Annotated in this window: 11 protein-coding genes; 6 read left to right on the forward strand and 5 right to left on the reverse strand. The window is 67.8% G+C overall.

The genetic code is table 11. From position 1 onward, the window contains the following. The first annotated feature begins 137 nt into the window (after window positions 1-137). The 6 genes from ABQ137_RS06990 (at window position 138) to ABQ137_RS07015 (ending at window position 5,906) form a co-directional block, all read left to right on the forward strand. A complete protein-coding gene (locus ABQ137_RS06990) occupies window positions 138-1,715 on the forward strand; it encodes a cryptochrome/photolyase family protein (protein ID WP_349781724.1) in 1,578 nt (525 codons plus the stop codon). 139 nt (window positions 1,716-1,854) lie between these two features. After that, window positions 1,855-2,859, forward strand: coding sequence for a beta-N-acetylhexosaminidase (gene nagZ / locus ABQ137_RS06995; RefSeq protein WP_024938024.1), 1,005 nt, complete (start codon window positions 1,855-1,857; stop codon window positions 2,857-2,859). Then, window positions 2,859-3,413, forward strand: a complete 555-nt coding sequence (locus ABQ137_RS07000; RefSeq protein ID WP_349781726.1) for a hypoxanthine-guanine phosphoribosyltransferase — start codon at window positions 2,859-2,861, stop codon at window positions 3,411-3,413. Before nagZ ends, ABQ137_RS07000 begins: the two co-directional genes overlap by 1 nt. Window positions 3,414-3,499: 86 nt before the next feature. Beyond that, a complete protein-coding gene (locus ABQ137_RS07005; RefSeq protein ID WP_349781728.1) occupies window positions 3,500-4,252 on the forward strand; it encodes an S-methyl-5'-thioinosine phosphorylase in 753 nt (250 codons plus the stop codon). Window positions 4,253-4,339: 87 nt separating this feature from the next. Continuing rightward, window positions 4,340-4,546: a transcription antiterminator/RNA stability regulator CspE gene (gene cspE / locus ABQ137_RS07010; protein ID WP_003488188.1), complete on the forward strand. Its 207-nt coding sequence runs from the start codon at window positions 4,340-4,342 to the stop codon at window positions 4,544-4,546. Window positions 4,547-4,640: 94 nt separating this feature from the next. Continuing rightward, window positions 4,641-5,906: an FAD-dependent oxidoreductase gene (locus ABQ137_RS07015; protein WP_349781730.1), complete on the forward strand. Its 1,266-nt coding sequence runs from the start codon at window positions 4,641-4,643 to the stop codon at window positions 5,904-5,906. 32 nt (window positions 5,907-5,938) lie between these two features. Here ABQ137_RS07015 and pdeM read toward each other — a convergent pair whose 3' ends face one another. Genes pdeM through ABQ137_RS07040 form a run of 5 tightly spaced genes read right to left on the reverse strand, consistent with a single transcriptional unit; the run spans window position 5,939 to window position 11,903 of the window. Beyond that, window positions 5,939-6,583 (reverse strand): ligase-associated DNA damage response endonuclease PdeM, encoded by a 645-nt coding sequence (pdeM, locus tag ABQ137_RS07020; RefSeq protein WP_126965717.1) that lies wholly within the window; start codon window positions 6,581-6,583, stop codon window positions 5,939-5,941. After that, complete coding sequence (locus tag ABQ137_RS07025; protein ID WP_349781732.1) at window positions 6,573-9,065, reverse strand: ligase-associated DNA damage response DEXH box helicase; 2,493 nt, start codon at window positions 9,063-9,065, stop codon at window positions 6,573-6,575. The genes pdeM and ABQ137_RS07025 overlap by 11 nt, the downstream gene beginning before the upstream one ends. Further along, window positions 9,062-10,666: an ATP-dependent DNA ligase gene (locus tag ABQ137_RS07030; RefSeq protein ID WP_349781735.1), complete on the reverse strand. Its 1,605-nt coding sequence runs from the start codon at window positions 10,664-10,666 to the stop codon at window positions 9,062-9,064. The genes ABQ137_RS07025 and ABQ137_RS07030 overlap by 4 nt, the downstream gene beginning before the upstream one ends. After that, window positions 10,663-10,896 carry a hypothetical protein gene (locus ABQ137_RS07035; RefSeq protein ID WP_039528398.1) on the reverse strand — a complete coding sequence of 78 codons (234 nt, stop codon included), beginning with the start codon at window positions 10,894-10,896 and terminating at the stop codon, window positions 10,663-10,665. Before ABQ137_RS07035 ends, ABQ137_RS07030 begins: the two co-directional genes overlap by 4 nt. Further along, window positions 10,893-11,903: a ligase-associated DNA damage response exonuclease gene (locus ABQ137_RS07040; protein WP_046342116.1), complete on the reverse strand. Its 1,011-nt coding sequence runs from the start codon at window positions 11,901-11,903 to the stop codon at window positions 10,893-10,895. The genes ABQ137_RS07035 and ABQ137_RS07040 overlap by 4 nt, the downstream gene beginning before the upstream one ends. Between the last annotated feature and the right edge of the window lie 126 nt (window positions 11,904-12,029).

Here is a 12,029-nt window from a genome sequence, read left to right on the forward strand (position 1 = left end):
CGCGTCTGCACGCCAGGCCGTTCGCCAACGCAAACGGGCCGCGCAGGCATGACAGACCATGTGCCGCTATGCAGTGCGCGCGCGCGTGCGACCTCGATCGTTGCGACGCTTTGTGCGCGTGCACGCGTCCGGCATAGATGAGCAATCCTGACGCGACCGCAGGCGAGCGTCACCCGCAGCCAGCTGCACACACGCTGCGCCTGGTCCTGGGCGATCAGCTCAACCCGCAACACAGCTGGTTCGATGTCACCGATGCGGGCGTGGTCTACGTGCTGATGGAAGTGCGCGAGGAAACCGACTACGTGCTGCACCACGCGCAGAAGATCCTGGCGATCTTCGCGGCGATGCGCGCGTTTGCCGCGCGTCTGCGGCAGGCCGGTCATCGGGTGCGTTACGTGGCCATCGACAATCCCAGTAATCGGCAATCGATTCCCGCCAATCTGGACGCGCTGATCGCGCACTACCGCGCCAGCCAACTGGAGTATCAGGCGCCGGACGAATGGCGGCTGGACGAAGCATTGCAGCACTGGTGCGCGCGGCAGCCGTTCGCCACGCGCATGGTCGACAGCGAACATTTCCTGACCGAGCGCGATGAGGTGGCCGGGTGTTTTCGCGCTGGCGGCCAATGGCGCATGGAAGTGTTCTATCGAAAGATGCGCCGCCGGCACCGGATCCTGCTCGATGCCGCAGGCGAGCCGGAAGGCGGGCGCTGGAATTTCGATCACGACAACCGTGCGCCATGGCCAGGCGATCCGCCCGCGCCGCAGGAGTGGCGCGCCGCGCACGATCACCACGCGCTGTGGCGTGTCATCGAGGCAGCCGGCGTGCACAGCTTCGGTGCGCCGAATGCCGATGCGCTGCCGTGGCCGCTGGATCGCGACGAAGCCTTGCAGCACCTGGATGCCTTCATGACGCATGCGTTGCCGCACTTCGGTCGCTACGAGGATGCGATGAGCACGCGCAGCCCGCGGCTGTTCCATTCGCTGCTGTCGTTCGCGCTCAACGTCAAGCTGCTGCATCCGCGCGAGGTGATCGCGCGCGCGGAGGCGGCCCTGCATGACGGGCATGCGCCGCTGGCATCGGTGGAAGGCTTCATCCGTCAGATCCTGGGCTGGCGCGAATACGTGCGCGGCGTGTATTGGTCGCAGATGCCCGGTTACGCGCTGTCCAATCGGCTCGACCAGCATGCGCCGCTGCCGCACTGGTTCTGGGACGGGCAGATCGGCATGCGCTGCCTGGCCGATGCGATCGGCAATTCGCTGACCAACGCGCATGCGCACCACATCCAGCGGCTGATGGTGATCGGCAATTTCGCGCTGCTGGCAGGCCTGGATCCGCAGGCCCTGCATCGCTGGTATCTGGGCATCTACATCGATGCGTTCGAGTGGGTGGAGCTGCCCAATACGGTCGGCATGAGCCAGTTCGCCGACGGCGGCCTGCTCGGCAGCAAGCCGTACATCAGCGGCGCGGCCTACATAGACCGCATGAGCGATTACTGCGGTGGCTGCCGCTATCAGCGCAAGGTGCGGGTGGGCCCGCAGGCCTGTCCGTACAACGCGCTGTACTGGGATTTCCTGGCGCGGCAGCGCACGCTGCTGGGCGCCAACGAGCGCCTGGCGCTGCCCTACCGGCAGCTCGACGCCATGGCACCGGAGGTACTGGAGCAGGTGCAGGCGCAGGCCGCGCATTGGCGGGCGAATCTGGAGGTGCTTTGAGCTGCAGCCGAAGGGCAGCGACCGGGCCGAGACGGCCCGAGACACGGGCCTGCCTGAATGCGCGATCTGACGCTGCAACGCGCATCTGCGACAATGCCGCGCTGCGCCAACGTGGCGCCTGGCCCGGGAGTCCCCCAACATGCTTCTGATCGGCGTTGCCGGTACCGAACTCAGCGCACAGGAACGCGACTGGCTGCAGCACGACGCGGTCGCCGGCGTGGTGCTGTTCAAGCGCAACTTCGCCTCGCGCACGCAGGTGGCCGAGCTGTCTGCGTCCATCCGCGCGGCCGCACCGCGCCCGGTGCTGATCTGCGTGGACCAGGAAGGCGGGCGCGTACAGCGCTTTCGCGACGGCTACAGCGCCCTGGCGCCGCTGCAGAGCTTCGGCGCGCAGTACGCGCAGGACCCCGAGGCCGCGCTCGCCGCCGCGCGCGCGCATGCGCAGCTGATGGCCAGCGAAGTGCGTGCCAGCGGCGTGGACCTGAGCTTCGCGCCGGTGGTGGACCTGGGCCGCGGCAACCGCGCCATCGGCGATCGTGCCTTCAGCGACGATCCGCAGATCGTGGCCAGCTTCACCCGCGCCTATGTGCAGGCGCTGCACGGCGCCGGCATGGCCGCCACGCTCAAGCATTTCCCCGGCCACGGCACCGTGCTGGAAGACACCCACGTCGACCATGCCAGCGACCCGCGTCCGCTGGAGGTCCTGTTGGCCGAAGATCTGCTGCCGTTTATGGCCGGCATCGAGGCCGGTGCCGACGCGGTGATGATGGCGCACGTGGTCTACCCGCAGGTCGCCCCGGAACCGGCCGGCTATTCGCCGCGCTGGATCGAGCAAATCCTGCGCGGGCAACTGGGCTTTCGCGGCGTGGTGTTCTCCGACGACATCGGCATGGCTGCCTCGTTCAGCGCCGGCGGCGTGGCCGGCCGGGTGCATGCGCATCTGGATGCCGGTTGCGACGTGGTGCTGGTCTGCCACCCGGAACTGGTCGACGAATCGCTGCAGGCCGTGCAAGGCCGCAGCCTCAACACCGCAGCATTGATCGGCCTGATCGGCCGCGGCGCGCTGGGCTGGGATGGCCTGCTCGCCGGCTCCGACGCCTCATTCACCACTCCCCTTTCCGCCTCTTTCGGAACAACTGCCTGATGTCCACGCTCACCATTTCCCAGGCCCTGGCCCAAGCCGATCTGCTGGTCGACCGCCCTGCCATCGATGCGGCGGTCGCCAGCATTGCCGACGCCATCGCGCGCGACTATACCGGCGAAGTGCCGGTGTATCTCACCATCATGCACGGCGCGTTGCCGTTCTCCGGGCAGCTGGCGCTGGAGCTGGGCGCACGCGGCCAGGACCTGCAGTTCGATTACCTGCATGCCACCCGTTACCGCGGCGAAACCACCGGCGGCGAGCTGGTGTGGAAGCACCGTCCGGCCACTGCGCTGTTCGGTCGCCGGGTGATCCTGGTCGACGACATCCTCGACGAGGGCTACACGCTGCAGGGCGTGCGCCAGTGGTGCCTGGAGCAGGGCGCCACCGACGTGCGCGTGGCGGTGTTGACCGTCAAGCGTCACGACCGTTGCGTGCCTGGTGTGGCCGCCGACTACGTCGGCGTGGAAGTGGCCGACCGTTACGTGTTCGGCTTCGGCATGGACGTCAACGAGCAGCTGCGCGGCATTCCCGCCATCTACGCGATGAAGCAGTAACTGTCGCAGTTTGCCCGCGTCGCTGCGGGCAGCCCGGCGCGCAGGGCTGCGCGTCACCATCCTGTCTTTCGTTGCAGAGGTTGCTTGTGTCCTCCACTTTCATCGCATTGGCCGTCATCGGCGGCACCGGCGTCTACAAGCTCGCACAGCTGGATCAGGTGCAGACGCACGACATCGAAACACCGTATGGCGCGCCCTCCGGCCCGATCCGCGTGGGCATGTTGCTGGGCCACCGCGTGGCATTCCTGGCGCGTCATGGCGAAGGCCATTCGCTGCCGCCGCACAAGGTGAATTACCGCGCAAACATCGCTGCGCTGCAGCAAATCGGTGCTGCGCGGGTGCTGGCGCTCAATACCGTCGGCGGCATCACCGAGCAGTTCGGCCCACGCGTGCTGGCGTGCCCGGATCAGCTGATCGATTACACCTGGGGCCGCGTGTCCACCTTCTGCGAAGAGCCAGGCAGCGAGGTGCAGCACGTGGATTTCGGCCATCCGTATTCGCCGATGTTCCGCAGCAAGGTCATCGCCGCCGCCAAGGTGACCGGCGTCACGATGGTCGCCGGCGGATGTTACGGCGCAACCCAGGGGCCGCGACTGGAAACGATTGCAGAAATCGCCCGCATGCGTCGCGACGGCTGCGATCTGGTCGGCATGACCGGCATGCCCGAAGCGGCTCTGGCACGCGAAAAAGGCCTGGAATACGCATGTTTGGCGATCGTGGCCAACTGGGCGGCCGGCTGTGGCGACGCGCAGGAAATCACCATGGCGGAGGTGTTGGCCAACGTCGATGCCGCCTCGTCCGGATTGCCGGAGCTGATCGGCGAACTTGCACGCGGGTGATTGTCATCGGGGCATAAGCTTTGCATACTCGGCGCGTACGCATCGCCGTACACCACCCATTAATTATTGCAAAGGTCTCGCATCACCATGCCGAACGGTACCGTCAAGTGGTTCAACGACGCCAAGGGATTTGGCTTCATCTCACCGGAGGACGGCAGCGCCGATGTCTTCGCGCACTTCTCCGCGATCAACTCCAAGGGCTTCCGCAGCCTGCAGGAAGGCCAGCGCGTCAGTTATGACGTGACCCAGGGCCCCAAGGGTGCCCAGGCTTCGAACATCACGCCGGTCGAGTGATGTGACTCGATTGTGCGGTTGAAGAACCCCGCCACGGCGGGGTTTTTTTTGCATCGGCCCATGCGGGGTCGGTGCCGTCCAGGGAGCGAAGGACATGCAGCGAGCATTGCGCATTGCGGTAGTGGGTTATGGAACGGCGGGGCAGGCACTGGCCGTGCTGCTGGGCGCCGACGGGCACCGGCTGGACGTGTTCGAACGTGCCGCCACGCCCGGGCCGGTGGGAGCGGGCTTCCTGCTGCAGCCCAGTGGCCTGCAGGTGCTGTGGAAGATGGGCTTGCTGCCGCAGGCGCTCGCGCATGGCGCACCGGTGCGCCGGCTGTATGGCGAAACGCCGTGCGGACGCGCGGTGATGGACATGCAGTACCGCGATCTGGATGCGCGGCTGATGGGCCTGGGCATGCAGCGCGGCGCCTTGTTTGCGCTGTTGCGCGAGGCCTGGCCAGAGCACGCGCAGCTGCATGTGGATACCCGGATCACCGCGATCGATCACGACGGCGCGCGCGTGCAGGACCAGCGCGGGCACTGGCACGGCCCCTACGATCTGATCATTGCCGCCGATGGTTCTGCATCGAGCTTGCGCGCGCAGGCGCAGGGCACGCGGCTGGATCGGGTGTATCCGTGGGGTGCGTTGTGGTGCTTGCTGCCACGCGAGGACTGGCCGTTCGTCGATGAGTTGCGCCAGCGCTATGTCGGCGCGCGCAAGATGATCGGCCTGCTGCCGGTGGGCACGCGCCCGGGCGACGCCACCCCGCGGCTGAGTTTTTTCTGGAGCCTGCCGTGCAGCGATTTTGCCGCGTGGGAACAGCGCGGCATTGCCGCATGGCGGCAGGAGATTGCGCAGATGTGGCCGGATGCATATGCGCGTCTGGAAACCGTGCAAGTGCATGGCGCATTGGCGCGTGCGAGTTATCGCGATGCGGTGGTCACGCGCTGGCATCGCGGCCGCTTCGTGCTGGCCGGCGATGCCGCGCATGCGATGAGTCCGCAGCTGGGGCAGGGCGTCAACATGGCGCTGCTGGATGCGTTGGCGCTGCGCGATGCCTTGCGGGTCGGCGCCGATCTGGATGCGGCCTTGCAGCATTATCAGCGCGAGCGCCAGGCGCATGTGGCGATCTATCACCGCTGGAGCCGTTGGCTGACACCGTTGTTCCAGTCCGAACGCGATCTCTGGGCGCACGGGCGCGATCTGCTGCTGCGCCCGATGGGACGCGTGCCCGGCGGACGCGGGCATATGCTGCGGGTGCTCAGCGGCACCCAGCACGGCTGGTTCGGCAAGCTGGCACTGGCGCCGGACTTTGTGGACGCGTTGGCGCAACCGGTGCCGCGTGTTGCCGTCGACAAGGCCGAAGCGGCCGCATAGAAGAAGCGGCGGCCTACGCAGTGCCGCGCCCGCTAACGCACCGGCAATGCCAGCGCATCGTCTTCCACGCAGGCGACCAGGCGCTCGCCTTCGACCAGCGTTGGCACGATGCCCGCGGTGAAATGCGAGAACGCCGGCAGGATGGTGACGCGCTCGCGCAACCAGAACGCCGGCCAGCGACGCGACATGCCGGGCAGCGCAGCCAGCGGATGCAGGTGCCCGCACAGCACATGCCCGGTCGGATGCGGCAGCGGATCGTGGCGCAGCACGAAGGGGCCATCTTCTACCTGTTCGCCGGCCGCTTCGATATGCAGGTCGGCGCCCGACAATGCGCGGTCGTGATTGCCGCGGATGGCGATCACGCGCAACGCGCAATGGCGCTCGCGCCATGCGCTCCAGCGGCGATGCCAGGCCGCGCGCGGTACGGGGCCGTGCAGCAGGTCGCCGAGGATCCATAATGCGTCCACCGTGCGCTGTTGCAGCAGCGCATCCAGCCGCTCCAGATCGTGCGCGGTGCCGCCGGCCGGCATTCCGATGCCGGCGCGACGGAACACATCGGCCTTGCCCAGATGCAGGTCGGCGATCAGCAAGGCGCGTTGCGCCGGTCGATACAGCGCTCGTTCGCCCAGCAGTTCCACTGTTTCGCCGGCCAGCTGCAGTTGCACGCTATCGCCCATGTTTACGCTCCAGTTGTTCGGCAGCGCGCAACACGCGGGCCTTCCAGTCTTCGGTACTCAGTTGGCCGCGCACGCGTTCGGCCCATAACGGAAACGACAGTGGGGTGAGGCTGCGCGGTTTGCACAGGCGCAGTTCGCGCCGCGCGCAATCTTCCAGTGCATGCGCAAGCCGCGCCAGTTCGAGCTGGCCTTCGAACACTTCGCGCTCGGCCTGGGCAAGCAGCAGGTGATCTGGGTCGAAACGTTGCAACACGTCGTACAGCAATCCGCTGGAGGCCTGCAGCTGCCGCAGGCTGCGTGGTGCACGGCCGGGCAGCGATGGCGACAGCAAGCCGGCCACGCGCGCGATCTCGCGGAACTGGCGGCGTGCCAGTTCGCCCAGGTTGAGGCTGTCGCGCAGATCGGCAAACAGCTCCTCCGGCGACAGCAGCGCCTGCAGGACGCCCGCATCGAGTTCCACATCCTGCGCCGGTGACAGTACGAATCCGTAATCGTTGGCAGCAAAGCTGAAGGTATTGCGCTGACGCCTGCCCCAGCGCGCTGCCAGCAACGCGGCCAGCCCTTCGTTGACCTGGCGGCCAGCGAACGGATACACGAACACGTGCCGGCCATCGCGCGCCTTGATGCTTTCCACCACCAAATGGTCCGGGCCGGGCAGCGAGGACAGCGAGGCCTGCAGGCGCAGCAACGGCGCCAGCGCCTGCATTTCCGGCGCGTCGCTGGGATCGGCAAACACCGCTTCGACCTCGCGCCCCAGGGCCGAGGACAACGGCATGCGCCCGCCCATCCATTTGGGCACCACGCCGCTGCCACCCTTGGCCACGCGCACGTAGGCGGTCATGTCTTCCAGCCGCACCAGCTCCAGCAAGCGGCCGGCAAACTGAAACCGATCGCCACGGCGCAGGCGGCCGACGAACTGCTCTTCCACCGCGCCCAGGCGGCCGCCGCGCAGGAACTGCACGCGCACGCTGCCGTCGCTGGTGATCGTGCCGATGGACAGGCGGTGCCGCAGCGCGACGCGCCGGTCGATGACCCGGTACACGCCTTCTTCGTCGCGCACGACCTTGTGGAAATCGGGGTAATGCGCCAGCGCACTGCCGCCCTGCACGATGAAGTCCAGTACCGCCTGCCAGGTGGCGTGATCCAGTGCCGCAAACGCATCGGTGCCGCGCACCTGCTCGAACAAGGCATCGGCCTGAAAACCGCCGCCCAATGCCAGGGTCACGCAGTGCTGCGCCAACACGTCCAGCGACAGGCGCGGCGGCGGCCGTGCCTCGATCTGGCCATGCACGATGGCGCGTCGCGCGGCAGCGTATTCCACCAGTTCCAGCGCATGCGAGGGCACGCACACCACATGCCCGGATTCGCCCGGACGGTGGCGCGCGCGGCCGGCACGTTGCAGCAGGCGCGCAATGCCCTTGGGGCTGCCGACCTGCAGCACCTGATCGACAGCCGGGAAGTCCACGCCCAAATCCAGGCTGGACGTGGCGACCACACAACGCAGGCTGCCGTCGCGCAGGCCTTGCTCGGCCGCCGCGCGCAAGGACGGGTCCAGCGAGCCGTGATGCAACGCGAGTGTGGCCAGATCGTCCGGCCACACCGCACTCAAGGCCTGATGCCACAACTCGGCCTGGGCGCGCGTATTGGTGAACACCAGGCTGGTGCGCTGCTGCATGATCTTCTGCAGCACGCGCGCCAGCTGCGCCAGGCCCAGATGCCCGGCCCACGGAAAGCGCTCGCCGCTGTCGGGCAGCAGCGTCTCCAGGGTCATCGCGCGGGGTTTGACGCCCGACACCAGCGCGGCATCGGGGCGATGCGGCAACAGCACGTCGCGCGCCTGCGCCAGGTTGCCCAGCGTTGCCGACAGGCCCCAGATGCGCAGCTGCGGCGCCCAGCCGCGCAGCCGCGCCAGGCACAGCTGCAGCAGCACGCCACGCTTGTTGCCGAGCAGCTCATGCCATTCGTCGACGATCACGCAGCGCAGTGCCGACAGCTGCGGCGCGGTGTCGGGATACGACAACAGCAAGGCCAGCGATTCGGGCGTGGTGACCAGCACATCGAGCTTGCCGCTGCGCGCCAGCCGCTTGTCGCGCGCGCTGGCGTCGCCGGTACGCAGGCCCACCTGCCAATCCAGCCCCAGGGCCTCCACCGGCTCGCGCAGCGCGCGTGCGGTATCGGCGGCGAGTGCGCGCAGGGGCGTGATCCACAGCACCTGCAGCGTGCGCTGCTGTTGGCGTCGCGCGGCCGCGGCGGGCTTGCTCGCCGGCTTGCGTCCACGCGTGGACAAGGCCTCCAGCAGCGGCCCACCGAAGGCTGCCAGCGTCTTGCCGCTGCCGGTGGGCGTATGCAGCAAGCCGGACTCGCCCGCGAGATAGCGCTTCCACACATCGCGTTGAAACGGCAACGGCGCCCAACCGCGCTGCGCGAACCAGACACGCCATTGTTGCAAGGGCGTGCCGCGTGTCTGCGCCGCAGCACTCACCGTGCCAGCGCCTGCAGGCTGCTCAGGTGATCGGCCTCGCGCATCGGCTTGTCCTGTCGCCAGCGCAGGATGCGCGGGAAACGCACCGCAATGCCGGACTTGTGCCGCGCGCTGCGGTTGACCGCTTCGAACCCCAGTTCGAAGACATGGTGCGCGGTGACCGCGCGCACCGGGCCGAAGCGTTCGGTGGTATTGGCGCGGATCCAGCGATCCAGCTGCAGGATCTCCTTGTCGTCCAGCCCCGAGTAGGCCTTTGCGATCGGCACCAGCTGGCCCTCGTGCCACAGCCCGAAGGTGTAGTCGGTGTACAGCGTGCTGCGGCGGCCATGGCCGGCCTGTGCGTACAGCAGCACCGCATCGATGGTGAGCGGGTCGATCTTCCACTTCCACCAGTCGCCGCGCCGGCGGCCGGACTGGTAGCTGGAGCTGGCGCGCTTGAGCATCAACCCTTCCACGCCGCGCTCGCGCGCATCCAGGCGCAGCTGCGCGGCCGCCTGCCAGTCGCCGGCCTGCACCAGCGGCGAGGCAACGATGCGCGGGTCGGCGAGCGTACTCAGCACGCCTTCCAGCAATGCGCGACGCTCCTGCAAGGGGCGCTCGCGCAAATCCTCGCCATCGAGTTCGAGCAAGTCGTAAGCGACCACACGCGCCGGCGCCGCCGCCAATGTCTTCGGCCCGGGCTTGAGCCGCTGGATGCGCGTCTGCAAGGCGGTGAACGGCATCGGCAGGGGCTGCTCCGGTTGCCAGGCCAGCAGCTCGCCATCGATGACCGTGCCGTCGGGCAACTGCAGCGCGGCCTGTTCGATCTCCGGGAAACGGCCATCCAGGCGTTCCTCGCCACGCGACCACAACGCCGCTTCGCCAGCGCGCCGGATCAGCTGCAGGCGAATGCCGTCCCACTTCCATTCCAGCAACCAGTCATCGACCGCGCCCAGCGTTTCGACCTCCGCTTCGAGTGGCGAGGCGAGAAAGAACGGGTAGGGCTGCTGGCGATCGCCGGGCAGTTCCTCGGCGGTCAGCAGGGTGGCCAGATAGCCCGGATGCGGCCGCCAGCTGCCGAGCATGCGCTGTGCAATGCGCGCGATCTCTATCCCGGACATCTCGGCCAGCGCCTGCTGCACCAGTCGCTGCGATACCCCCACGCGCAGGGCGCCGGTGAGCAGCTTGTTGAACACCAGGCGCTCGTCGAAGGCCAGGCTGCGCCACGCCTGCACGATGCAGGCCTTGCGCACTTCCACGTCCTGGTTGGCGATCGGCAGCAACCGCTGTTCGATCCACTCGGCCAGCGGCAGATCGGCCGCTTCGGCGATCGGGTCGTCCAGCAACAAGGCCAGGGTCTCGGCCAGATCGCCGACATGGTCGTAGCTGTCGGCCACCAGCCAGTCGGCGATGCCGGCGGTGTCGGTGATCCATTCGCGCAGTTCGCCGCTGCTGGCGATGCGCATGCGCGTGCTGGCCACCTTGCCACCCGCCAGCAGGTACAGCGCCCACGCCGCATCGAACGGTGGCGCACTGCGGAAATACGCGACCAAGGCTGCACGCTTGTCGAGCGTGCCGGTGCTGCGATCCAGGGTGCGGTACAACGCGGCAAATCGCTTCACGCCGGGCCCTGCAGCTTGGTGCGGTTGTCGGCAGCACGCAGTTCCAGCGCGCGCCGCGTAAATGCGCCCAGACAGCGCGGGCGCCGGTAAGGCCGTGGCGGCCCGATCACCGCCGCCGGCAATGCGCGGTGCACGCGAAACGCCAGTGCGTGGCGACGGAACGCGAGTGCGCCGGTCAAGCGGATCCGTGGGCGCGCGCGCGCATAACGACGTGCAGGCAAGGGGTTCATTCCTCGGCTCCGAAATCGGTACGGAAAGCTTCGGCAGCGACGCCGCGTTCCAGCAGGTGCTGAATCAGGGCATCGGTGTTGCCGTGGGTGGCGATCACCCGCCGTGCGCCGGTGTCTTCGATGGTGCGCAGCAGGTCCGGCCAGTCGGCATGATCGGACACCACAAAACCGCGGTCGTAATTGCGCCGACGGCGATTGCCGCGAATGCGCATCCAGCCCGATGCGAAACCCTGTTGCGCGTGCCGGAAGCGACGGATCCAGGCGCTGCCGGCCGCCGATGGCGGCGCCAGAACCAGTTGCCCGGCGTAGTCGGCGCCACGCGCATGGTCGCTGACCGGTTGGGTGTCCAGCATCGGGATGCCGGCCTGGCGATACACCTCCACGCCCACCGCGATCGCGCCATGCAGCAAGGCCGGTTGCGTATCCCAGGCGCGCAATTCGGCCAGCACGCGTTGCGCCTTGCCCAAGGCATAGCAATACAGAATGGCGGCCTCGCCGCGCTCGGCGCATTCGTGGCGCCAGGCGACGATGTCGGCCGCGACATCGGCGGTATCCGGCCAGCGATACACTGGCAGCCCGAAGGTCGCTTCGGTGATGAAGGTGTCGCAGGGCACCACTTCGAACGGTTTGCAGGTGGGATCGTGCTGGCGCTTGTAGTCGCCCGATGCAACCCAGACTTCGCCATCCACCTCGATGCGCACCTGCGCCGAGCCGAGCACATGCCCGGCCGGATGCAGCGACACCCGCGCGCGTCCCAGCTCGAAGGCTTCACCGTCGGCATGCGTGTGATAGACCTGCTCGCCCAGGCGCCACTGCAGGATCGGCAAGCTCTCGTGCGTGCAGTGGTATTCGCCCATGCCGCTGCGTGCGTGGTCGCCATGCCCATGCGTGATCACCGCACGTGGCACCGGTCGCCAGGGATCGATATGGAAGTCGCCCTGCGGGCAATACAGGCCTTCGGGGCCAAGCACCACCAGATCGCCAAGTTGTCCGTTGCCGTTGCGCATGCGGCAACTCTGGCCAAGCCGGTGTGCAGATCCTGAGAATGGGAATGGCACGCATCGACGCACCACTGCGCCAAGGCCTGCAGATCGCAATCGCTAGTCGAGCCAGTGCGCGATCAAGGCAAGGCC

This window comes from Xanthomonas sp. WHRI 8393 (assembly GCF_040203315.1).
GTDB lineage: Bacteria > Pseudomonadota > Gammaproteobacteria > Xanthomonadales > Xanthomonadaceae > Xanthomonas > Xanthomonas arboricola.

Bases quoted from the DNA above. Each gene is read 5' to 3' on its own strand.
- ABQ137_RS07035 (WP_039528398.1), bottom strand. From the start codon at position 10,896: ATGAACCCCTTGCCTGCACGTCGTTATGCGCGCGCGCGCCCACGGATC.
- ABQ137_RS07000 (WP_349781726.1), top strand. From the start codon at position 2,859: ATGTCCACGCTCACCATTTCCCAGGCCCTGGCCCAAGCCGATCTGCTG.
- cspE (WP_003488188.1), top strand. From the start codon at position 4,340: ATGCCGAACGGTACCGTCAAGTGGTTCAACGACGCCAAGGGATTTGGC.
- ABQ137_RS07015 (WP_349781730.1), top strand. From the start codon at position 4,641: ATGCAGCGAGCATTGCGCATTGCGGTAGTGGGTTATGGAACGGCGGGG.
- ABQ137_RS07040 (WP_046342116.1), bottom strand. From the start codon at position 11,903: ATGCGCAACGGCAACGGACAACTTGGCGATCTGGTGGTGCTTGGCCCC.
- nagZ (WP_024938024.1), top strand. From the start codon at position 1,855: ATGCTTCTGATCGGCGTTGCCGGTACCGAACTCAGCGCACAGGAACGC.
- ABQ137_RS06990 (WP_349781724.1), top strand. From the start codon at position 138: ATGAGCAATCCTGACGCGACCGCAGGCGAGCGTCACCCGCAGCCAGCT.
- pdeM (WP_126965717.1), bottom strand. From the start codon at position 6,583: ATGGGCGATAGCGTGCAACTGCAGCTGGCCGGCGAAACAGTGGAACTG.